The organism is Agromyces albus (assembly GCF_004134825.1).
Taxonomy (GTDB): Bacteria; Actinomycetota; Actinomycetes; order Actinomycetales; family Microbacteriaceae; genus Agromyces; species Agromyces albus.
Map to the genome: position 1 here is coordinate 21,003 of NZ_SDPN01000037.1, position 20,965 is coordinate 41,967.

Consider the following 20,965-nt stretch of genomic DNA (forward strand, 5'->3'; position numbering starts at 1 on the left):
GTAAGAATCGCGCATTTTATTCGGGTATCGTGAGAATACCTCGATGCACTATTCTCCCGCGCTTCCCCATTCGGGGGGACTTTTTCTTGCGTTTCGAGGCCGCGACCATCTCCGATCCGGCGCGAGCTCCCGCTCCTGCGAGAATCGATGCATGACCGAAGCCCTCGACCCGGCCGCTCTCCGGTACGCCAGGCAGCGCGTTCTGCCCGGTTTCGGCACGCAGGGCCAGCGCCGGCTCGCCGACGCGCACGTCGTCGTGCTCGGCGCCGGCGGGCTCGGCAGTGCCGTGCTTCCGGCGCTCGTGGCCGCGGGAGTCGGCCGGCTCACCGTCGTCGACGACGACCACGTCGACACCACGAACCTGCACCGCCAGACGCTGCACACTCCCGCCGATGTCGGGCGGCCCAAGGTCGAGTCGGCGGCGGATGCCGCGGCGGCACTCTCGCCCGAGACCACGGTCGTGCCCGTGGCCGCACGATTCACCGCCGGCGACGCCGACGGGTTGCTCGCCGATGCCGACCTCGTGATCGACGGCACCGACGACATCCTCACGCGCTACGTCGCCGACGATGCCGCGGCTCGCGCCGGCATCCCGCTCGTCTGGGGATCGGCGGCGAAGTTCTCCGGACAGGTCGGCGTCTCATGGGAGGCGCGCGGCGTCTCCTACCGCGACCTGTTCCCCGAGCCGCCCGCCGACGCGGGGCTCAGCTGCGAGATCGACGGCATCCTTCCCACCGTGTGCACGGTGACCGGCGGCATGATGGCGAGCGAGGCGCTGAAGCTCCTCACCGGGGTGGGCGAGCCGCTCCTCGGCCGCGTCGTCGTCTACGACGCGCTCTCGGGGCGCATGCGCGAGATCGCCTATCGGCGGGCGGCGGAGGTGCCGGTTGGGGATCGCCCGCAGGGCCAGTCTCGAAATGCGGATGCCGCGACGGTGGGGTTCGCGACCAGCGAGATCGAGCCGGCCGCGCTCGCCGACGAGCTCGCGTCCGACGCGCCGCCGCTCGTGCTCGACGTCCGCGAGCCGTGGGAGGCCGACATCGCCACGATTCCCGGCTCCGTGCTGATCCCGCTCGGCGATCTCGGCGAGCGTCTCGGCGAGCTCGACCCCGCGGCATCCGTCGTCGTCTACTGCCACCTCGGCGTGCGCTCGAACTATGCAGCGCGGCAACTCGCGAGCGTGGGCTTCGGGCACGTGCGCAACCTCGCGGGCGGCATCGACGCCTGGTCGCGCAGCATCGATCCCGCGGTGGCGAGGTACTGATGGCCGGCCGCATCTCGGTCGACGAGCACGCCGCGTTCATCCGCTCGCTCCTCTCGGGTCTCGGCGCCCGGCCCACTGAACGCGTCGCGCTCGCCGACGCGCTCGGCCGTATCACCGCGTCGCCGGTCGAGTCGCCGATCCCACTGCCGCCGTTCCGGAACTCGCAGATGGACGGCTTCGCCGTGCGGGCCGCGGATGTCGCGGATGCCCCGGTGACCCTGCCGGTCGACGGGGAGGTCGCCGCTGCCGCGGGCACGACGGCGCCACTCGTGCCCGGCACCGCCGTGCGAATCATGACGGGGGCTGCGGTGCCCGACGGCGCCGATGCGATCGTGCCCGTCGAGGACACCGAGCCCGTCGAGCGCACGGAGGCCGCCGACGAAGGAGACCCCGGCGTCGGCGCGGTGCGCATTCTTCATGCGCGAGCCGCAGGTGCGTTCGTGCGCGAAGCCGGATCCGACCTCGCTGCGGGCGCCGACGTGCTGCCGCCGGGCCTGAGGCTCGCCTCCCGCCATCTCGCGGCGGCCGCGGCATCCGGCCTCACCGAACTCCTCGTGCGCGAGCGAGTGCGCGTCGCCGTCGTGAGCACGGGCAGCGAACTCGTTGAGCCTGGCACGCCGCTCGGCCCCGGCGAGATCCCCGACGCGAACGGCGTCGCGCTCGCTTCCGCCGCCCGTGCGGCCGGAGCGCTCGTCGTGCATTCGGGCCGTGTGCGCGACGACGTCGAGCGGCTGCGCGCCGAGCTCGACGCGGCCGTCGACGCGGGCGCCGAACTCGTGGTGACGAGCGGCGGCATCTCCATGGGCGCCTACGAGGTGGTGCGCGAGCTGCTCGAGCCGCTCGGCGCCTGGGTCGGCTCCGTGGCCATGCAGCCCGGCGGACCGCAGGCGACGGCGGGCTACCGCGGCATGCCGGTGATCTGCTTCCCCGGCAATCCCGTGAGCGCGCAGCTCTCGTTCGAACTGTTCGTCGCTCCCGCTTTGCGCGCGATGGCGGGGCTGCCGTCGGCCCGCACCGAGCGGCTCGCGCTCGCCGAGGACGTGCGGTCGGTGGTGGGCAAGCGGCAGTTCCTTCGCGGGCGCCGCACCGCTGACGGCCTCGTCGTGCCGGTCGGAGGCGCCGGTTCGCACCTCGTCGCGACACTCGCGGCATCCGAACTGCTCATCGTCGTGCCCGAAGACGTCGAGGCGCTCGACGCCGGCGCGATCGTCGATACCGTGTTCCTATGACCCAGCTCACCCACCTCGACGACGACGGCCGTGCACGCATGGTCGACGTCGGCGCGAAGCCCGTGACCCGGCGCGTCGCCATCGCCGAGGGCCGCCTCGACACGACTGCCGAGGTCGTCTCGCTCGTGCGCAGCGACGGACTCAAGAAGGCCGACGTGCTGCCCACCGCACGCATCGCGGGCATCTCGGGAGCGAAGCGCACGAGTGAGCTCATCCCACTCGCGCACATCGTGCCGCTCGACGCCGTGTTGATCGAGTTCGGCTTCGAGGAGCGGGCGATCATGATCCGCGCGACGGTCTCCACGACCGCGCGCACCGGCATCGAGATGGAGGCGCTCACCGCCGTCGCAATCGCTGGGCTCACGCTGCACGACATGGTGAAGGCCGTCGACCCCGCGGCCGAGCTCGGCGGCATCCGCCTTGTCGAGAAGCGCGGCGGCAAGCGTGGCGTCTGGCGAGCGGATGCCACGGCAACGGGCGCTGCGGATGCCGCGGGCGGCGCGAGCCCCGCCGGCCGTGCCGTCGCCCTCGTCGTCTCCACACGGGCAGCAGCCGGCGCCGCGGAGGACACGACCGGACCGGCCATCGCGTCATGGTTGCGCGCGCAGGGCTTCGACGCCGGGGAGCCGCGAGTCGTCGCCGACGCCGACGTGGCCGACGCTCTGCGCGACGCCCTCGCCGACGCGCCGGCGGTGGTCATCACGACGGGTGGCACCGGGGTGAATCCGGGAGACCGCACCCCTGAGGCGACCCGGGCGGTGCTCGACCAAGAGCTGCCCGGCGTGGCCGAGGCGATCCGCGCCGCGGGCCTTGCGGCGACCCCCACGGCGGCGCTCAGCCGGGCGCTCGCCGGAGTCGCCGGTCGCACGATCGTCGTGAACCTCCCCGGCTCGAGCGGCGGGGTCGCCGACGGGCTCCGCGTGCTCGAGACCCTTCTGCCGCACCTCGTCGACCAGGTCGCCGGCGGCGACCACGCGCGGAAGTCGTCGCAAGGGGCATCCGATGCCTGAGTTCGAGGTCTTCGCGCTCGTCACCACCGAGCCGCTCGACCGCGCCGCGATCGAGTCGTTCGTCACGAGCCGTCAAGACGGAGCGGTCGTGACGTTCGAGGGCGTCATCCGCGACCACGACCACGGGGCATCCGTCACCGCACTCGACTACCAGGCGCACCCCGACGCCGAGCGGTTCCTGCGCGAGACGTGCGTCGAGGTCGCTCGCGAGACCGGCCTGCGCGTGGGTGCCGCTCACCGTGTTGGAGCGCTCGCGATCGGCGACGTCGCGCTCGTCGCGTGCGTCGCGGCGCCCCATCGCGCCGAGGCGTTCGCGGCGTGCTCGCTGCTCGTCGAGCGCATCAAGGAACGCACGCCCATCTGGAAGCGCCAGTACCTCGACGGCGGCACGACGGAGTGGGTCAACCTCTGATCGAGGCGATCACCCTGTGCTCGACCTGAACCGTCAGCTGACGGCTCTGCGAACGAGCTCGATAACCTTCTGCTCCACCGCCGGCGTCCAATTGCGGATCGCGAAGGCGACGGGCCACAGGTCGCCGTCGTCGAGGTTCGCCGGGCCCTCGAAGCCGAGGGTCGCGTAGCGCGTCTTGAACTTCATGGCCGGCTGGATGAACACGACCATCTTGCCCTCGGAGTTCGCGTAGCCGGGCATGCCGTAGTAGGTCTTCGGGACGAGCTCGGGCGCGACCTCGGTGACGACCTTGCGGAGTCCTTCGGCGAGGAGCTTGTCGTCGGGCTCCAGCTGGGCGATGGCCTCGAGGAGGGCCTTCTCACCGGCCGCGCGGCTCTTGCCGGCCTTCTCCTGCTCGCGGAGCTCCTTGGCGCGCTGCTTGACCGCGTCGCGCTCTTCCGCGCTCAGCCCGCCGGACGTGTCGGTCTTTGCCATCGTGGTGTCTCCTTCGGGATTCTCGTCGGCGACGCCCGCAGTGGACGAGCCGTCGGTCTCAGGCTATGCGGCTGCGCTCGTCGCGTGCTTCTCCGATCCTGATCGATCTGAAGGGCTGGTGCGCGGGGAAGGGCGTGCGGGTCGGCATCACGGACATCAGGCGAGCTCGGCGAGCTCGGCGAGGCGGGCGCGTCCTGGGCCGATGTGCTCCTTCAGCCGCGCCTTCGCCGCCAGAACCGCCGGATCGTCGACCCGGTCGGGGGGAACACGAGCCGGATTGAGCGATGTGGTGTTCGCCCAGACTCGCACGTCGGGCTCTTTCGCCATCGCCAGCGACGCGTCCCCGCCGATCATCTGCATGGTCGCCCAGTCAGCCGGCGTGTTCGAGTACGGCGACGGCCGGCAGACGCGGTTCTTGTCTGCGTCGTCGTCGCGCGTGGCTTCGACGTAGCCGGCGAGGGCCGCCCCGAAGCAGGGGAACTCGACCCGGACCGGCTGCGGGGTGATCGCCTCCTGGGTCCAGATGTGCCGCAGTCCCGGATACTTCAGGCCCTCGGCGGCGCAGTGCACGACGAGCGTGCCCGCTGGGATGTTGACGTCGCCGTCCGCGAAGACGAGGCGCCCGGGAACGACGGCTTGCAGGTGCCCGCGGCGGATCACGTCGTCGATCGTGCGGAGGAGATCAAGCTCCCACCTCGCGAGCGTGGGCGTCTTGGCCATGGTCGGCGTCACTGTGGGGTCGATCCGCAGCATGATCCCGGCGTCCTCCATCCGCACGAAGGCGTCGTCTGCGCTGGTCGCGCCCGCCGCCGCGGCCATCGTGTCTGCGGCCATGCCGAGGAAGACGGCGGGATCGGGTTGCACGACGGCGCGGTTGAGAAACCAGGGGTCGCGGGGACGCACCCAGGTGATCGCGTTCGGCGAGACGCCGTTGCGAAGCAACCACACGCAGGTGTCGGTCGCCGTCTTGCCCGACCCCACGACGACGAACCGTTCGGGTGCGTGCGCGATGCGGACGAGCTCGTTGACGGCGACGACGCGGGCTCCCTCGTCGACCTCGAATGGCGGGGGCGTGAGCGCGGGGATGTCGGGCGACAGGTACCTCGCGTCGACGACACGCGCGCGGGGTGCGTGGTAGCTGGTTCCGCTCAGCAACGACGCGAATCGCCGATCGCCCAGATACTCGCTACGGCCGTAGAAGACGACCTGACCGGTCGCGATGAGGCGCGCGAGCACGCGAGCGTAGTAGTCGCACACCTCCGTTGCGCTCGCCCGTTCGTGCAATCCGCGCTCCGGGCCTTCGGACTGCACCCGACCTCCGCCGAGCAGCGTCGAGGCGACGCCGTAGAACGCCGACGCCTGGTGCAGGCGCACGAAACCGTACGCGTCGAGCCAGTGGCCTCCGGCACCGTGCCGGCGGTCGACGATCGCCACCGAAACGTCTGCGTTGGGAGTGAGAGCGTCGACGAACGCCATCCCCATCGCCCCCGCCCCGACGACCAGGTAGTCGACGTCCACGTTCGTTTCCATGCGCTCATCAGAGCAGTGGCCGCCGCGTGCGTCAATGATCGGCTAGGAGCCGCCGTCGTCGAACTCTCGCCGCAGATACTTCGGAGCCTGTACGCGCCACGCGTCCGTCACGAGCTCGGCGAGGTGCTCGTGATCGATGCCGGCCATGCGGAATGCGACCTTCGGCTCCCCCCAAGTGGTCGTGGTGCGCAGGAACACGTTGGGCGCCATCTGGACAAGGGCGAGCGCGTCGAGACGGTCGGCGACCTTCACCCCGACCACGAGCTCGGCCGCGATCGTCTCGCGGATGTCTGCGGGGATGCTCGGCCAAGGATGGCACTCCCACGCGAACAGCTTGCCGCGAACGAACCAAGCGGCGCCGCCCGTCGTCGCGCGCTCCTCGCTACCGGGAAGCGCGACGGTGGTGCGGCGCAGGTCGTCGAGGGTGGCCACGGTGTGAGCCTATGCCGCACTACCGACAGGGAGCCACGAGGCGTCAGTTGACGCCTGTTTCGACCCAACTCACCGGAAGGAACGGGCTGTAGACATAGACGACCCTGTCTCCCTTGCGGTCGATCTCGATCGTTCCCCTGCCCATGTTCATCGCGGTGATGATCTGAGACCGAACACCCTCCCACGTGGGGGCATCATTGAAGCGGAACTTCGCGTAGTTCGGTGCGGTGCCGATGTAGAGCGTGACGTCCGTTGCCATGTGACGCACTCTATCGAGGGTCGATGGGCATCAGAATTCACTGCGGCAGGAGAACGCGAATCTGGCCTCTGACGTCGTCGAGGATCTCGTCGACGGAGCGGTCGATGTAGATCGTGGCCGCCATGCTGAGGAACATGATGGCGGAGACGATGTGCGCGAGCGTGGCAGCGTCACCGGGGCTGAACCGATCGTCGCGCTGCAACACCGTCGCGATCGCCTCCTCGGTCTGCAAGCTGAGGGAGAGGGCGTCGCGGTGGTACGGCTCTTCGGGGTCGCCGAAGACGATCTCCCTCAGGTAGGTGCGGCCGTTGTCGATCTGAACTCGGTTGCATTCCACGACCGGGCGGATGATCGCCATCACGGCGTCGAGCGGGTCGGAGATGCCCTCGGCGGCCGCCCTGCCTTCCACAAGGGCGTTGACGTAGCTGGAGTTCTGCACGAGCAGGAGCAGCTCGCCCTTGGTCTTGGCGTAGAGGAACAGCGTGCCCGTGCCGATGTCGGCCTTGTCGGCGATCTGCTGGGTCGTGACGTCGTCGACACCGTGCTTTGCGAAGAGCTCGCCGGCTGCGGCGGTGATGCGCTCCAGCTTGTCTTGCTTGTTGCGCTCGCGCCGTCCGACCGGCTGTGGGGCGAGGGCCATGACGCGTTCCTCCGGGAATAGACTCTGACTCTGCTCAGTTCTGATTATAGTCAGAACTGCGTGGACTCGGATGTGCCTTGGTTCATTCTCCCACGACGAGCCGCGCCGCACGGTGCGGCTCGCATCCCGGAAAAGAAAGACGTGAACATGCCCTCACTCAACGGAGCCGTCGTGCTCGTCACCGGAGCGAACGGTGGCATCGGAACCCACTTCGTGCACCAGGCGCTCGCCCGTGGCGCGAGCAAGGTCTACGCCACCGCGCGCAACCCCCGCACCTGGGACGACGAGCGCATCGTGCCCCTCACCCTCGACGTCACCGACAGCGCGTCCATCCAGGCGGTCGTGGAGGCAGCCGGAGACGTGACCGTGCTGATCAACAACGCAGGCGCGAACCCGCCGACCCCGGGCATCCTCACCCACACCGACGAGGAGATCCGGAACAACGTCGAGACGAACTTCCTCGGCCCACTGTTCCTCGCCCGCTCGTTCGCACCGATCTTGTCAGCGGCGGACGAATCCGTGATCATCGACATCCACTCCGCACTGAGCTGGTACGCCGCCGCGGGCATCTACAGCGCCACCAAGGCGGCCCTCTGGTCGGCCACCAACTCGCTGCGCCGCGAGCTCGCCCCCGAAGGAGTCCATGTGGTGGGCGTGCACGTCGGGTGGGTCGACACGGCGATGGCTGCGCACACCAGCGATCCCAAGACGGACCCGGCTGATCTGGTACGCACCGTATTGGACGCCGTCGAAGCCGGCGAGTACGAGGTGCTTGCCGACGAGACATCCGTGCAGCTCAAGGCCGCCCTCAGCGGCCCGGTCGAGGCGCTCTACCCGGAGCTGCGGGGCACGAGTGTCGGGAGCCACTCGTGACGGCCACTCGGCAGGTCGCGCTCGTGACCGGCGCTTCCGCCGGCATCGGCAGGGCGACCGCGATCGCACTCACCGCTGCGGGTTTCCAGGTGATCGGAACGGGCCGCAAGACGGCGGGAATCTCTGCGCCCGCCGGGGTGAGCTATCTCGACCTCGACGTGACCAGCGACGAATCGGTCGCCTCAGTGGTCGAGCAGGTGATCGACCGCTTCGGGCAGATCGACGTCCTGGTCAACAATGCCGGCGTCGGCGCCACCGGCGCGGCCGAGGAGTTCTCCGTCGCGCGGACGCAGGACGTCTTCGACATCAACGTCTACGGCGTCATGCGGATGACCAAGGCGGTCCTGCCGCACATGCGCGCCCAACGGCGCGGACGCATCATCAACGTCTCCTCCCTCAGCGGGTTCGTCCCCAGCCCGTTCATGGCCGTCTACACCTCGACCAAGCACGCGGTCGAGGGCTACTCCGAATCCCTCGACCACGAGGTCCGCGACCACGGCGTGCGGATCCTGCTCGTTCAGCCCGGCCCGATCAACACCCCGTTCGCGGCCAACGCCGTACAGGCCGACGCCCCGCTGCCGCTCTACGCGTCGGGACGCCGCACCTTCGACGAGGTGTTCGCGAAGGAGGCCAGCGGCGGCGACGATCCCGCCGTCGTGGCCAAGGTGATCGTCGCTGCGGCCTCTGACCGGAACCCGAAACTGCGGACCACCGCCGGTTCGACGGCCGCAAGCATCAGCGCGCTCCGCCGCGTCCTCCCGGCCCGGATCTTCGACCGCGTCGTCCGCAGGTTCTACCGGATGCCGAGCTGACGCTCGCCTTCGAGAACACGGCGTGGAACGAGTGAGGGCCGCAGCGGATGCTGCGGCCCTCACTGGTGGTGGCTGGGTGTCAGTCAGCGCCGCTGGTTGGCGATGCCGAGGTACTCGCCGAGGCGGTATTCCAGTTCGATGCCAGCCTGCTCCGCAAGCGCCCCGAAGCCTGCGGCGCGGGTGAGGAATCCGGGCAGGGTGAGGGAGTTGGCGAACTCGCCGTAGGCGGCGACGAGATCTGCATCCGGCGGGAGCGTGGCCCGGTTGATCATCGCTTTCGCCGACGCCAGGGAAGTGCGGTCGAACGACGCCAGCCGCGCGACGATGGTGTCGACGAAGGCATCCAGCTCGGCGTCGGGCAGGGCGCGGGTGACCCAGCCCCATTGCTCGGCGGTGGTTGCGTCGTAGTCGGCGCTGGTGAGGATGACCTCCAGTGCCCGGTCGCGACCGATGGTGCGCGGAAGTCGCTCGGTGCCGCCACCACCTGGCAGCAGGCCGCCGCCGACCTCAGGCTGGCCGAAGATCGCCTTCTCACGGCTGGCGTAGCGCAGGTCGAAGGCGAGTGCGAGCTCATTGCCGCCACCACGAGTGCGGCCTCGGATGGTTGCGATGCTGATGTAGGGGGCCTTTGAGATTTTCAGGACCAGGTCGGTCCACACCGGCACCGCTCCCTCGCCTTCGGGTGCGGGGAAGTCGGCGGCCGCGGCGAGGTCGAAGTGGTTGTAGAAGAAGTCCGGCGCGCTGCTGTCGAACACGACGACCTGGATGTCGGGATCGGTCGCGAGCTCGTCGACGATCTCGGTGAGACGGAGGACGGTCTCGCCGACGATGAGGTTCACGGGCGGGTTCGCGAAGGTGACCTTCGCGACCTGAGGTGAGGTGCGTTCGTAGTGGATGGTGCTCTGTGCGGTCATGGTCGGTTGCTCCAAACGGGTCGATTCTCGGGGGTTGGGGGTGTCACGCCTGTGGCGGTCTTGAAGGGGGTCCGGAGGCTGCTACCTCTCGTAGTGCGGGAGGATCTTGCCTCCTTTCACGTAGGTCAGCGCGTCAGAGAGCTCATAGGCGTGGGCGGCGGATGCGACTGCCGACAGCGGCCCCGACAGTTTCTTGACCCCATCGCTGTCGAAGAAGGCCCTCAGCGCGGATGCGTCGGCGAAGCCCAGCATCAGCGAGGCGTGGAACCGCTGGTCGGCGGGGTTGTCGTGCGCGACGTCCGGCGTGTCCCAGAGCTTCTTGTTCCAGGGCATGAATACCTGGGTCCGGAGTTCTGTCAGCACGCCAGTTTTCGCGAGCGCGGGCACGAGCTCGTCGGTGACGAACTTCCGGAACGGGCGAGTGCCGACGCCTTCGCGTCTCCTGAGGTAGACGAGGGCCCGGGCGCCGGTCTTCTCGCCGGGCCCGGCGACGTCGTACCAGCGGGTCGAGTTCGGCGGGCCGGCGTAGAGCAGCGTGCGCCGGAACACGTTGATCTCGTCCTTGTACGCGAGGCGGGTCTGCTTCCGGCCCAGCAGCGGTGACAGGGCCGACTGGAACGTGACCTCGGCGACCCCGTCGATCCTGCGATCCACGGGAATCGTGGTCTCGACGCCGGGGGTGGCGGGCCAGAGCCCGGGGTTGGTCTCGGCGAGGTGGATCTGCCGGTACTCGTCGAAACCCGGGGTGGGCGAGATGATCTTGGAGTGGGGTCCCTTCCAGTAGTCCATACCGGTCTGGCGAGGCTGGTCGGTGCGGACCCACAGCAGGATCGATGATGCGAACGGCTTCTTCGTGTACGACGTGGTGGTGGTCATGGCTTTTCCTTCTGGTGATTTCAGGGCCGGTCAGCGGGCGAGGAACTCGACCGCGACCGGGGCGAACTTGCCGTGGAACTGGAAGATGCCGCCGTGGCCGGAGTCGGGGTAGATGATCAGCTCGCTGCCCTTGATGCGGCGGTGCAGGTCTTCGGAGAGCACCGAGGGCACCATCCGGTCGTTGTCGCCGTTGGCGATCAGGGTGGGCTGGGTGAGCTTCGACAGATCGGCCGGGGCCGAACGCCCGAACTTCTGGATCGCCTTCAGCTGGGTCTGGAACGCGCGCACCTTGATGTCCGCGTCGCGGTCGACGGTGCGCTCCTGCAGGCGTTGCACGAACGCGCGAGCAGCGGGCTTGCCGGTGGCGTTGCGGTTGAAGAACAGGAACTCCTTCGGGTCCTGTCGCGTCAACGTCGCGCGCAGGATGTCCCAGTAGGTGACGCCCACGACCTTCTCGATGTCCTTGCCGCCCCTGGGACCGGTGCCGGTCAGGACGAGCTTGCGCACCAGCTCGGGGTGCTTGACCACGAGGTCCTGGGCGATGAAACCGCCGAGGGAGAACGAGAAGATGTCGACCTTGTCGAATCCGAGGGCCTTGATGAAGGTGTAGGCGTCGTCGGCCATCGCCTCGACGCTGTCGGGCACCTCGCCGGTGGACGCGCCGACGCCGCGGTTGTCGAAGGTGATGACGTGACGGTTCTTCGCGATCGGGTCGACGATGCGGGGATCCCAGTTGTCGAGGGTTGCGGCGAGGTGCACGAAGAAGACGACGGGGATGCCGCCCTTCGGCCCGAGCTCGCGGTAGGCGAAGGTGACGCCGCCGGCCGAGATGGTGCGGGTCGGCGCCTTCGCGTACGACGTGATGACGGGTTCGTGAGAGGTGTTGGTGTTGCTCATGATGTGGTTCTTCTTTCTGAATGGGGTGTGAGGTGAATCGTTGAAGGCGCGTCAGTCGGTGACGGTGACGACGCCTTTGCCGCGAATGCCGCCCTTGGCAAGGGACTGCATGGCTTGCGGGGTGTGAGCGAAGTCGAAGACCTTGCCCACGACCGGGCGCAACACGCCCTGGTCGACGAGTGCGGTGATGTGCCGAAGCTGGTCACCGCTGGCGCGCATGAAGAGGAACTCGTAGTTGACTCCGAGCTGCTTCGCCTGCGTTCGGATCTTGCTGCTGAGCCCGGCGACCGCCAGGCGCAGCAGGGGGTTGAGGCCGATCTCTCGGGCGAAGTCGGGGTCGGGCGGGCCGGCGATTCCGATGGCCTTGCCGCCGGGCTTGAGCACGCGCAGCGACTTCTCGAGGTTCTCCCCGCCGATGCTCTCCAGCACCAGGTCGTAGCCGTCGAGGAGCTGTTCGAAGTCCTGCGTGCGGTAATCGATGACGGTGTCAGCTCCGAGTTCGCGGACGAAGTCCGCGTTGGCGGCACTGGCCGTGGTGGCGACGGTCGCGCCGAGGTGCTTGGCGAGCTGGATCGCGATCGACCCCACCCCGCCGGCACCGGCATGGATGAGCACCTTCTGCCCCGGCTGCAGGTTGCCGCGCTCCACGAGCGCCTGCCACGTGGTCAGCGCCACCAGCGGCAGCGAGCCGGCTTCCTGCATGCTGATCGACGAGGGCTTGAGGGCGAGGTCTGCCTCGGCGACGGCGATGCGCTCGGCGAACGTGCCGATGCGGTCCTTGTCAGGCCGGGCGTAGACCTCGTCGCCGGGCTTGAACCCGCGCACCTTCGCGCCGACGCGGATGACGGTACCGGCGAGATCGTTGCCGAGGATCAGGGGCAGCCTGTACCGGAGGATCTGCTTGAAGGCACCGGCGCGGATCCCCTCGTCCAGCGGGTTCAGCCCTGCAGCGTCCACCCGCACCAGGACGTCGCGCTCGCCGACGACGGGCTCCGGGACGTCGGCCTCCTGCACCGGCTCCTTGTACTTGGTGACGACGAACGCTCTCATGCGATGGTGCTCCTTCTGGATGACTTGCTCGGATATCCGAGTACACTCAATTGTGAGTCAACTCAGTAAAAATGTCAAGGGAGGTCATCATGAGCGACGCTCGGATGCCGATCGGCCGCCGCGAGCGGGCCAAGCAGGACAAGCGCGAGCGCATCATGGCGGCCGCGCGCGAACTCTTCGCAGAACACGGCGTCGGAGGGGTCACGACGCAGCAGGTCGCCGACCGCGCCGATGTCGCGATCGGCACGCTGTACCTGTACGCGGCCACCAAGGCCGAGCTGCTGATCATGGTGCAGAATCAGAAGTTCGCCGCCGCCATCGACGCTGGCCTGGCCGCCGCATCCGTCACTCCGAGGCGAAGCTCGCTGGAAGGCGTCATCGCGCTCATCCGACCGGTAGTGGCGTGCGTGCGTGAGCACGTCGAGAACGGACGCACCTATCTGCACGAGCTCGTCTTCGGGGATCCGTCCGAGCCCTACCGGCGCGAGGGACTCGCCCTTTCAGGCCGCCTCGAGGACGGCATCGCGCGCCTGCTGACCCGCGACGAGCGCATCGACGGTCGGGATGCAGCGACGCTGGCACGCGTGATCACCGCGATCATCCACATCAGCACGACCGCCACGGTCTACGTGCACCGCAGCGACGATGCCGTGCTCGGCGACATCCGTGAACAAGTACGAGTCATCCTGTCCGAGTGCCACGAAGGTGGCCTGGCTGCCTAGCCGCCAGCGAACGGCGGAAGCACGTCGACCTGCGCGCCGAGCGGTGCCGCGGCGTCTCGCTGCACGACCCCGTCGATGAGGAACGAGCCGTTGGCGACCACTCGGGCCATGGTGGCGCCATAACGGCCCACGAGGAGCTCGCGCAGTTCGCCCACCGTCGCGCCGACGGTGCCCGATGCGAAGGTCTCCTCGTCGACACCCGTCGCCTCGGCGGCCGCGGCGAAGTAGCGGACGGTGACGGATGCCACGTGAGTCACGTCAACCACCGATGCCGCCCATCGAACGCATGGGGCGCACGAAGTCGTCGTCGTCGATACCGTGGCCGGCCTTCTTGCCCCACATGGCGGCGCGCCAGCGATCGGAGATCGTCGCGTCGTCGGCTCCGCCGCGGAGAAGTGCGCGCAAGTCGGTCTCGTCGTCGCCGAAGAGGCACGAGCGCACCGATCCCTCGGCGGTGAGCCGCGTGCGGTCGCAGGCTGCGCAGAACGACCGCGTCACCGAGGCGATGATGCCGACCGTTGCCGGCCCGCCGTCGACGAGCCAGTCTTCAGCGGGCGCCGACGGATCGTCGCGGCCCACGGGCTCGAGCACGAAGCGCTCGCCGAGCACGCGGAGGAGCTCGTCGGCGTCGACCATGTTGTCGCGCTTCCACGTCTCGTCGGCGTCGAGCGGCATCTGCTCGATGAACCGCAAGCGGCATCCGTGATCGATGGCCCACGCGAGCAGGGCGGGGGCGTCGTGCAGCGTCTCGCGCATCGCGACGGCGTTGATCTTGATCGGTCCGAGGCCGGCGCGGTGGGCCGCGGCGATGCCGGCGAGCACCGCGGGCAGCCGGTCGCGCCGGGTGAGCCGGGTGAAGTGCTCGCGGTCGAGCGTGTCGAGCGAGACGTTCACGCGGCCGAGGCCCGCATCGGCGAGCGCCTGCGCGCGTTTCTCGAGCCCGATGCCGTTCGTCGTGAGCGCGAGCGGCGTGCCCGGCGCGGCATCCGCACTGCGCTGGATGATCTCGACCAGGTCGCCTCGCGTGAGCGGCTCGCCGCCGGTGAAGCGCACCTCGCGCACGCCGAGGTCGCGCACCGCGATGCCGACGAGCCGCGCGAGCTCGGTGGCCGAGAGCAACTCGTCGCGCGGGATCACCGGAAGCCCCTCGGCCGGCATGCAGTACGTGCAGCGCAGCGAACAGGCCGAGGTGATCGAGATGCGCAGGTCGCGGGCGACGCGGCCGAAGCGGTCGACGAGCCCCGGGACATCCGGTCGCCCCACCGTCGACGGCGCAGCGGAAGGCGGCCGGCGAACCGCCGGCTTGCCGAGCTGGATGGCCGCCATGTCAACAACCCTAAGCGTTTCTGGGTTACCGATGGATGACAGCGGATGTCGCCGTCACTATCGTGAGACCCAGTGGCGTGAAACCCAAGGGGAGGAGTCGCGATGTCGTTCATCACCAGGGGGTTCAGCGGCCGCAGCCATGAGCGCGACGAGCGCCTCCCACCCGGACAGACCCTCGTGCACGACTTCCCGGTGCTGTCGGCGGGGCCGACGCCCGAGATCGACACTGCCGAGTGGGAGTTCTCGATCACGACCGAGACCGGCGGCGTGCACTCGTGGAACTGGCAGCAGTTCATGGCGCTGCCGATCGACGAGGTCGACACCGACATCCATTGCGTGACGCACTGGTCGAAGCTCGGCACGAGCTGGCGCGGCATCTCGCTCGACACCCTCTTCGAGAACGTCGAGACCCAATACGACTACGTGATGGCGCACAGCTACGGCGGCTACACGACCAACCTCGCGCTCGACGACCTGCTCGACGGCAAGGCATGGATCGCGTTCGAGTTCGACGGCGAGCCGCTCGACCCGGAGCACGGAGGGCCCGCGCGCCTGCTCGTGCCGCACCTCTACTTCTGGAAGAGCGCGAAATGGGTGCGCGGACTCGTGATGATGGGCGAAGACGAGCCCGGGTTCTGGGAGCAGAACGGCTACCACCTCCACGGGGACCCGTGGAAGGAAGAGCGCTACTGGTGAGCGACGCCTCGACCGCGACCGCGACGACGGCCACGAGCGAGCCCGCACGGGCGCTCGCCGCCGTGCCGCGCGCCGGCTGGCACGTCGCGACGGTCGCCGCCACGCGCCGGGAGACCGCGAACGCAGCACGACTCGAACTCGAGGTCGACGGATGGCCCGGCAACGCCGCCGGGCAGCACCTCGACCTCCGGCTCACCGCCCCCGACGGGTACACGGCGACCCGCTCGTACTCGATCGCCTCGTCGGGATCGGGCACCCGGGTCGTGCTCGCGGTCGACCGGCTTCCCGACGGGGAGGTGTCGCCGTTCCTCGTCAACGAGGTGCGCGTGGGCGACCGTCTCGAGGTGCACGGTCCGCTCGGCGCGTTCTTCGTGTGGCGCCCGGTGGATCACGGGGCACTTCGTTCGGCCGGCGATGGAGCCGGGGGCGCGGCATCCGCTCTCCGTGCTCGACCAGTGCAGCTCATCGCGGGCGGCTCGGGCATCGTGCCCCTCTTCGCGATGGCGACAGCACACGCCGAGGCACGAGACCTCACGCCGTTCCGCATGCTCTACTCGGTGCGCACGCCCGACGACCTGTTCTTCGCCGAGGAGCTCATGGCGCTCGCCGCGACATCCGACGACTTCCGGCTCGATCTCGTCTACACGCGGCGCACGCCCGACGGGTGGCCGAACCCGGCCGGCCGGGTCACGCGCGAGGCGCTCGAAGGTGCCGTGCTTCCCGCCACCGAGCGTCCGATCGTGTACGTGTGCGGTTCGACGGGCTTCGTCGAGCGCGTCGCGAGCTGGCTCATCGAGCTCGGGCACGATGCCCGCGACATCCGTACCGAACGATTCGGAGGCATCTGATGCAGCACGTCGACGGCAACGCCATCGCCGGCCCGCTCGCCGAGTTCTTCGCGTTCGACATCACGACCGCGGTCGCGCGGTGCAACGGATGCGGCTTCGTCGCCGAACTCGCCCGAGCCATGGTCTACACGAGCCCCGCCGGTTCGGTGCTGCGGTGCGCGTCGTGCGAGCAGGTGCTCGCGACCCTCGTCGAGTCCGACGACCGAGCGTGGTTCGGGTTCAGCGGCGTGAGCGCGATCGAGGTGCGGCGCCGCTGAAGCGCCTGCTGAGGCGCCTGCTGCGGTCGGGGGCTGAGCCTGTCGGAAGGAATGGGCCTGTGTGGATCGGCTGGATCGAGTTCGACGTGCTGCTCGGCGACGTGCACTCGCTGAAGGGCAAGCGAGCAGTGCTGCGGCCGATCATCGCCGAACTCCGGCGGAACCTCGATGTGAGCGTTGCCGAGGTCGGCGATCAAGGCCTGCATCGGCGGGCGGAGATCGGCGTCGGCGTCGTCGCGGCGCACTCGGAACGCGTGACCGACGCGCTCGACCGCGCTGAACGGCTCATCGCCGAGCGACCCGAGGTCACCCTGCTCTCGGCGCGCCGCCGGCTGCGCCACAGCGACGACGACTGAGCGGATGCGTCGGTGCTACCGAGCGCCGGGCCCCGTGACGGCCGCCCCGCCCTTCCACACGCCGCTCACGAGCGGCACGCCCGGCCGGTAGGCGAGGTGCACGTGGCTCGGTGCGTCGAGCAGCACGAGGTCGGCGCGCGCACCGGGCCGGAGCGCCCCGACATCCGTTCTCCGCAGCGCCGCCGCGCCGCCGGCGGTTGAGGCCCACACGGCTTCGGCGGGCGTCATGCCCATGTCGCGCACGGCGACGGCGATGCAGAACGCCATCGAGCTCGTGAAGCTCGAGCCCGGGTTGCAGTCGCTCGCGAGCGACACCGTGACTCCCGCGTCGACGAGGCGCCGCGCGTCGGGGTAGGGCTGGCGGGTCGAGAACTCGACGCCCGGCAGCAGGGTCGCGATGGTGTCGGATGCCGCGAGTGCCGCGACATCCGCGTCGCTCAGGTAGGTGCAGTGGTCGACGGATGCCGCGCCGAGCTCGACGGCGAGGCGCACGCCGCCGCCCTCGCCCAGCTGGTTGCCGTGCACGCGCACGCCGAGCCCCGCGGCGGCGCCCGCCTCGAGCACCCGGCGGGACTGCTCGGGCGTGAACGCACCACGCTCGCAGAACGCGTCGACCCAGCGGGAGTGCGGCGCGCACGCGGCGAGCATCTCGCCGACGACGAGGTCGACGTAGGCGTCGGCGCCGCCCTCGCGGTCGGCGTACTCGGCGGGAACCACGTGGGCCCCGAGGAACGTCACCTCATCGGTGACCTCCCGCGCGAGGCGCACGAGGCGTTCCTCGTCGGTGACGCTCAGGCCGTAACCCGACTTGATCTCGAAGGTGGTCGTGCCCTGCGCGTGCAGCTCGGCGACGAAGCCGGCCAGCCGAGCCCGCAGCTCATCATCGCTCGCGGCCCGGGTCGCAGCGACGGTCGAGCGGATGCCGCCCGCCTCGTAGCGACGCCCCGCCATGCGTGCGGCGAACTCCTCGGCGCGGTCGCCGCCGAAGACGAGGTGCGTGTGGCTGTCGACGAACCCGGGGATGACCGCGCGACCGCCCGCGTCGACGACCTCCGGCGCTCGAGGATCGCCCTGCACGGCCGCGGCGAAGCCCGGGTCGTGCCCCGGGATCTCGGCGGGGCCGACCCACGTGATGCGGTCGCCCTCGATGAGCACAGCGGCGTCGCGGATGATGCCGAGCCGGCCGCCGTCTCGAAGGGGCGCCGGGTCGTTCGTGACGAGTTCGCCGATGTTCGTGATGAGGAGTGCGCCGGCCCGCGTCATCCGTCAGCCTTCCTGCATCGGGATGCGCAGGCCGCGCTCGTGGGCGACCTCGACGGCGCGCTCGTAGCCGGCGTCGACGTGTCGCATGACGCCCGTGCCGGGGTCGTTCACGAGCACGCGCTCGATCTTCTCGGCGGCGAGCGGGGTGCCGTCGGCGACGATCACCTGGCCGGCGTGGATCGACCGGCCGATGCCGACGCCGCCGCCGTGGTGGATCGACACCCACGTCGCACCCGACGCTGTGTTGAGCAGGGCGTTCAGGAGCGGCCAGTCGGCGATCGCGTCGGAGCCGTCGGCCATCGCCTCGGTCTCGCGATACGGCGAGGCGACCGAGCCGGAGTCGAGGTGGTCGCGGCCGATCACGACCGGTGCGCTGAGTTCGCCCGAGGCGACCATCTCGTTGAACCTCAGCCCGGCGAGGTGTCGTTCCTTGTAGCCGAGCCAGCAGATGCGGGCGGGCAGGCCCTCGAAGTGCACCTTCTCGCCGGCCTTGGTGATCCAGCGGCGGAGGTGCTCGTCGTCGGGGAAGAGCTCGAGGATCGCCCGGTCGGTCGCCGCGATGTCGGCGGGGTCACCAGAGAGCGCCGCCCAGCGGAACGGCCCCTTGCCCTCGGCGAAGAGCGGGCGGATGTAGGCGGGCACGAACCCCGGGAACGCGAAGGCGCGCTGGTAGCCGCCGAGCTCGGCTTCGCGGCGGATCGAGTTGCCGTAGTCGAACACCTCGGCGCCGGCATCCTGGAACCCGACCATCGCCTCGACCTGCTTCGCCATGCTGGCGCGCGCTCGCCGGGTGAAGTCTTCGGCGTCGGATGCCGCGAGCTCATGCCACTCGTCGACCGTAACCCCCTCAGGCAGGTACGACAGCGGGTCGTGCGCGCTCGTCTGGTCGGTGACGATGTCGATCGCGACGCCGCGCGCGAGCAGCTCGGAGAACACGGTCGCCGCGTTGCCCACGACGCCCACCGAGAGCGGCCGGCGCTCGCCCTTCGCCGCGAGCACCCTCGCGACCGCGTCGTCGAGGTCGACGGCGAGCTCGTCGAGGTAGCCGTGCTCGACCCGGCGCGCGAGCCGAGTCTCGTCGACGTCGACGATGAGCACGACGCCCTCGTTCATCGTGACCGCGAGCGGCTGAGCCCCGCCCATGCCGCCGCAGCCGCCGGTGAGGGTAAGGGTGCCGGCGAGGCTGCCCCCGAAGCGGGCGCGGGCGATCGCGCCGAACGTCTCGTAGGTGCCCTGCAGGATGCCCTGCGTGCCGATGTAGATCCACGAGCCGGCCGTCATCTGCCCGTACATCGTGAGGCCGAGCTGCTCGAGCCGACGGAACTCGGGCCAGGTCGCCCAGTCGCCCACGAGGTTCGAGTTGGCGATGAGCACTCGCGGCGCCCACTCGTGGGTGCGGAACACGCCGACGGGCTTGCCCGACTGCACGAGCAGCGTCTCGTCGGACTCGAGCCCCTCGAGGGTGCGCACGATCGCGTCGAACGCCTCCCAGTTGCGGGCGGCCTTCCCGGTGCCGCCGTACACGATGAGGTCGTCGGGGCGTTCGGCCACCTCAGGGTCGAGGTTGTTCATGAGCATGCGCAGCGGCGCCTCGGTCTGCCAGCTCTTCGCGGTGAGCTCGGTACCGCGGGCTGCGCGGACGGTGCGCCGCGTGGTGGGTGCGTCGGTCATGTTCCGATCTCACCGCACGCGGCATCCGGCGACAACGGATGCCACGGCCAGCCCGTCTGGGATCCCAGACCTATCCGGAGTGTCTGGTCGGATCAGCCGAGGCGGATGCCGCGAGCGGCCATGAACGGCTCCGCGTCGATCGCGACGCCGCCGAGGCGAACCTCGAAGTGCAAGTGGCAGCCGGTGGAGGCGCCGGTGCTGCCGACCGTGCCGATGAGCTGTCCGGGCGACACGATCTGGCCGGCCGAGACGAGGACGCCGCCGACGGCGAGGTGCGCGTAGCCGGTCGAGACCCCAGCACCGTGGTCGATCAGCACCCAGTTGCCGTAGCTGCCGTTGGGACGCGCCTCGAGCACGGTGCCGCCGGTCGCGGCGAACAACGGGCTGCCGCAGCTCGCGGCGATGTCGGTGCCGCGGTGGAATTCGTTCACGCCGGCAAGCGGCTTGTTCGGCCGGGGTCCGTAGCCGTCGCTCTTGCGGCCGGTGACCGGTGAAGCCCAGCCCTGCTGGCTGAGCTGTCCGGCGTCACGGGGCAGCGAATCGATGAGCGCGATGCTCGTCGATGCGACCTTCGACTGCACGCTGGAGAGTGCAGCGCGCGCGGCGGTCACGGCGCTCTCGGCTTCGGCGACGGCCGCCTCGAGCGCATCGACGGGCACGGCGTCGACGGCATCCCAGGCGGCTTGGGCTTGTGCCTCGGATGCGGCGGCCTCTTCGGAGCGCTGCGCGGCGATCGCCTGGAGCTTCTCGGCGTCACCGGTGATCTGGGTGACGCGCTGCACGCCGGCGAGCCCCGCGAGCAGGTCGTTTCCGGCGCCGAAGACGGCCTGCATCGAGGTCAACGCGGCGCCGTCGCCTTGCGAAGCCGCCAGGTAGGCGCGGGTCGCGATGTCGGCCTGCTCACGATCCACATCGGCGAGTACCTGCACGTGTTCGGCGATGCCGCGGGCGATCTCACGCGTGGAGACGGCGGCTGCCAGTTCGGCCTCAGCGCCGCGGAGCGTCGCCTCGGCGGTGTCGAGCGCGGTGCGCGCCGCGAGCAGGACACCGAGGTTCGGGTCGACGGCGGAGCCGATGCGGGCGACCGGACCGTCGCCGATCAGGATGCGGGGCGCCGTGGGCGCGGGCGGCGCGGCGCTCGCGGTCGGGCTCGG

At 69.9% G+C, this 20,965-nt stretch carries 25 protein-coding genes; 11 read left to right on the forward strand and 14 right to left on the reverse strand.

From position 1 onward, the window contains the following. Positions 1–151 precede the first annotated feature (151 nt). The 4 genes from ESP51_RS15855 to ESP51_RS15870 are packed head-to-tail and all read left to right on the forward strand — an operon-like array spanning position 152 to position 3,915. Entirely contained in the window at positions 152–1,264 is a 1,113-nt protein-coding gene (locus tag ESP51_RS15855) for a ThiF family adenylyltransferase (RefSeq protein ID WP_129521868.1), read from the forward strand. Further along, a complete protein-coding gene (locus tag ESP51_RS15860; RefSeq protein WP_129521869.1) occupies positions 1,264–2,493 on the forward strand; it encodes a molybdopterin molybdotransferase MoeA in 1,230 nt (409 codons plus the stop codon). The genes ESP51_RS15855 and ESP51_RS15860 overlap by 1 nt, the downstream gene beginning before the upstream one ends. Further along, positions 2,490–3,503: a bifunctional molybdenum cofactor biosynthesis protein MoaC/MoaB gene (gene moaCB / locus ESP51_RS15865; protein ID WP_129521870.1), complete on the forward strand. Its 1,014-nt coding sequence runs from the start codon at positions 2,490–2,492 to the stop codon at positions 3,501–3,503. Before ESP51_RS15860 ends, moaCB begins: the two co-directional genes overlap by 4 nt. After that, positions 3,496–3,915, forward strand: a complete 420-nt coding sequence (locus tag ESP51_RS15870; protein WP_129521871.1) for a molybdenum cofactor biosynthesis protein MoaE — start codon at positions 3,496–3,498, stop codon at positions 3,913–3,915. The genes moaCB and ESP51_RS15870 overlap by 8 nt, the downstream gene beginning before the upstream one ends. Positions 3,916–3,948: 33 nt before the next feature. Here ESP51_RS15870 and ESP51_RS15875 read toward each other — a convergent pair whose 3' ends face one another. From ESP51_RS15875 to ESP51_RS15895, 5 genes are all read right to left on the reverse strand, one after another. Next, positions 3,949–4,389: an iron chaperone gene (locus ESP51_RS15875; RefSeq protein ID WP_129521872.1), complete on the reverse strand. Its 441-nt coding sequence runs from the start codon at positions 4,387–4,389 to the stop codon at positions 3,949–3,951. 156 nt (positions 4,390–4,545) lie between these two features. Then, positions 4,546–5,919 (reverse strand): NAD(P)-binding protein, encoded by a 1,374-nt coding sequence (locus ESP51_RS15880; RefSeq protein ID WP_129521873.1) that lies wholly within the window; start codon positions 5,917–5,919, stop codon positions 4,546–4,548. A 42-nt stretch (positions 5,920–5,961) separates the two neighbouring features. Continuing rightward, the gene (locus tag ESP51_RS15885; protein ID WP_129521874.1) at positions 5,962–6,351 is read right to left on the reverse strand and encodes an MmcQ/YjbR family DNA-binding protein; all 390 of its coding nucleotides are present in this window, start codon (positions 6,349–6,351) and stop codon (positions 5,962–5,964) included. Positions 6,352–6,394: 43 nt separating this feature from the next. Beyond that, positions 6,395–6,610, reverse strand: coding sequence for a hypothetical protein (locus ESP51_RS15890; protein WP_129521875.1), 216 nt, complete (start codon positions 6,608–6,610; stop codon positions 6,395–6,397). Between the two features lie 37 nt (positions 6,611–6,647). Next, a complete protein-coding gene (locus tag ESP51_RS15895) occupies positions 6,648–7,250 on the reverse strand; it encodes a TetR/AcrR family transcriptional regulator (protein ID WP_129521876.1) in 603 nt (200 codons plus the stop codon). Between the two features lie 147 nt (positions 7,251–7,397). Between ESP51_RS15895 and ESP51_RS15900 the strand changes: the two genes are divergently transcribed. Together ESP51_RS15900 and ESP51_RS15905 are read left to right on the forward strand one after the other, a co-directional pair. Next, entirely contained in the window at positions 7,398–8,123 is a 726-nt protein-coding gene (locus tag ESP51_RS15900) for an SDR family oxidoreductase (RefSeq protein ID WP_129521877.1), read from the forward strand. Continuing rightward, positions 8,120–8,935, forward strand: a complete 816-nt coding sequence (locus ESP51_RS15905; protein ID WP_129521878.1) for an oxidoreductase — start codon at positions 8,120–8,122, stop codon at positions 8,933–8,935. Before ESP51_RS15900 ends, ESP51_RS15905 begins: the two co-directional genes overlap by 4 nt. A gap of 83 nt (positions 8,936–9,018) precedes the next feature. On the opposite strand, the gene ESP51_RS15910 is transcribed toward ESP51_RS15905, so the two are convergent. The 4 genes from ESP51_RS15910 to ESP51_RS15925 form a co-directional block, all read right to left on the reverse strand. Beyond that, entirely contained in the window at positions 9,019–9,849 is an 831-nt protein-coding gene (locus tag ESP51_RS15910; RefSeq protein ID WP_129521879.1) for an enoyl-CoA hydratase/isomerase family protein, read from the reverse strand. Between the two features lie 81 nt (positions 9,850–9,930). Next, entirely contained in the window at positions 9,931–10,725 is a 795-nt protein-coding gene (locus ESP51_RS15915; protein WP_129521880.1) for a strictosidine synthase, read from the reverse strand. Between the two features lie 30 nt (positions 10,726–10,755). Beyond that, positions 10,756–11,622 carry an alpha/beta fold hydrolase gene (locus ESP51_RS15920; RefSeq protein ID WP_129521881.1) on the reverse strand — a complete coding sequence of 289 codons (867 nt, stop codon included), beginning with the start codon at positions 11,620–11,622 and terminating at the stop codon, positions 10,756–10,758. Between the two features lie 51 nt (positions 11,623–11,673). Further along, positions 11,674–12,672: an NADP-dependent oxidoreductase gene (locus ESP51_RS15925; protein WP_129521882.1), complete on the reverse strand. Its 999-nt coding sequence runs from the start codon at positions 12,670–12,672 to the stop codon at positions 11,674–11,676. 89 nt (positions 12,673–12,761) lie between these two features. Here ESP51_RS15925 and ESP51_RS15930 point away from each other — a divergent pair, with 89 nt between their 5' ends. Then, complete coding sequence (locus ESP51_RS15930; protein ID WP_129521883.1) at positions 12,762–13,394, forward strand: TetR/AcrR family transcriptional regulator; 633 nt, start codon at positions 12,762–12,764, stop codon at positions 13,392–13,394. Here the strand turns inward: ESP51_RS15930 and ESP51_RS15935 are convergent. Both ESP51_RS15935 and moaA read right to left on the reverse strand, forming a co-directional pair. After that, on the reverse strand, positions 13,391–13,660 hold the full coding sequence (locus tag ESP51_RS15935; RefSeq protein WP_338420354.1) for a MoaD/ThiS family protein: 270 nt from the start codon (positions 13,658–13,660) through the stop codon (positions 13,391–13,393). The two genes, ESP51_RS15930 and ESP51_RS15935, sit on opposite strands and share 4 nt — an antisense overlap. Next, positions 13,653–14,720 (reverse strand): GTP 3',8-cyclase MoaA, encoded by a 1,068-nt coding sequence (moaA, locus tag ESP51_RS15940; RefSeq protein ID WP_129521884.1) that lies wholly within the window; start codon positions 14,718–14,720, stop codon positions 13,653–13,655. Before moaA ends, ESP51_RS15935 begins: the two co-directional genes overlap by 8 nt. A gap of 102 nt (positions 14,721–14,822) precedes the next feature. On the opposite strand from moaA, the gene ESP51_RS15945 reads away from it, so the two are divergent. From ESP51_RS15945 to ESP51_RS15960, 4 genes are read left to right on the forward strand one after another with little or no spacing between them, the layout of a single operon-like run. Then, positions 14,823–15,416, forward strand: a complete 594-nt coding sequence (locus ESP51_RS15945) for a sulfite oxidase-like oxidoreductase (RefSeq protein ID WP_129521885.1) — start codon at positions 14,823–14,825, stop codon at positions 15,414–15,416. Beyond that, positions 15,413–16,264 (forward strand): FAD-binding oxidoreductase, encoded by an 852-nt coding sequence (locus tag ESP51_RS15950; protein WP_241843210.1) that lies wholly within the window; start codon positions 15,413–15,415, stop codon positions 16,262–16,264. The genes ESP51_RS15945 and ESP51_RS15950 overlap by 4 nt, the downstream gene beginning before the upstream one ends. Beyond that, positions 16,264–16,521 carry a DUF6510 family protein gene (locus ESP51_RS15955; RefSeq protein ID WP_241843211.1) on the forward strand — a complete coding sequence of 86 codons (258 nt, stop codon included), beginning with the start codon at positions 16,264–16,266 and terminating at the stop codon, positions 16,519–16,521. Before ESP51_RS15950 ends, ESP51_RS15955 begins: the two co-directional genes overlap by 1 nt. Before the next feature lie 59 nt (positions 16,522–16,580). Next, complete coding sequence (locus ESP51_RS15960) at positions 16,581–16,877, forward strand: DUF503 domain-containing protein (RefSeq protein WP_129521887.1); 297 nt, start codon at positions 16,581–16,583, stop codon at positions 16,875–16,877. A 15-nt stretch (positions 16,878–16,892) separates the two neighbouring features. Here ESP51_RS15960 and hutI read toward each other — a convergent pair whose 3' ends face one another. From hutI to ESP51_RS15975, 3 genes are all read right to left on the reverse strand, one after another. Then, a complete protein-coding gene (hutI, locus tag ESP51_RS15965) occupies positions 16,893–18,140 on the reverse strand; it encodes an imidazolonepropionase (RefSeq protein WP_129521888.1) in 1,248 nt (415 codons plus the stop codon). Between the two features lie 3 nt (positions 18,141–18,143). After that, a complete protein-coding gene (gene hutU / locus ESP51_RS15970; protein ID WP_129521889.1) occupies positions 18,144–19,811 on the reverse strand; it encodes a urocanate hydratase in 1,668 nt (555 codons plus the stop codon). Positions 19,812–19,903: 92 nt separating this feature from the next. After that, positions 19,904–20,965: M23 family metallopeptidase (locus ESP51_RS15975; protein ID WP_206737328.1), on the reverse strand; the 1,062-nt coding region annotated here is incomplete at its 5' end.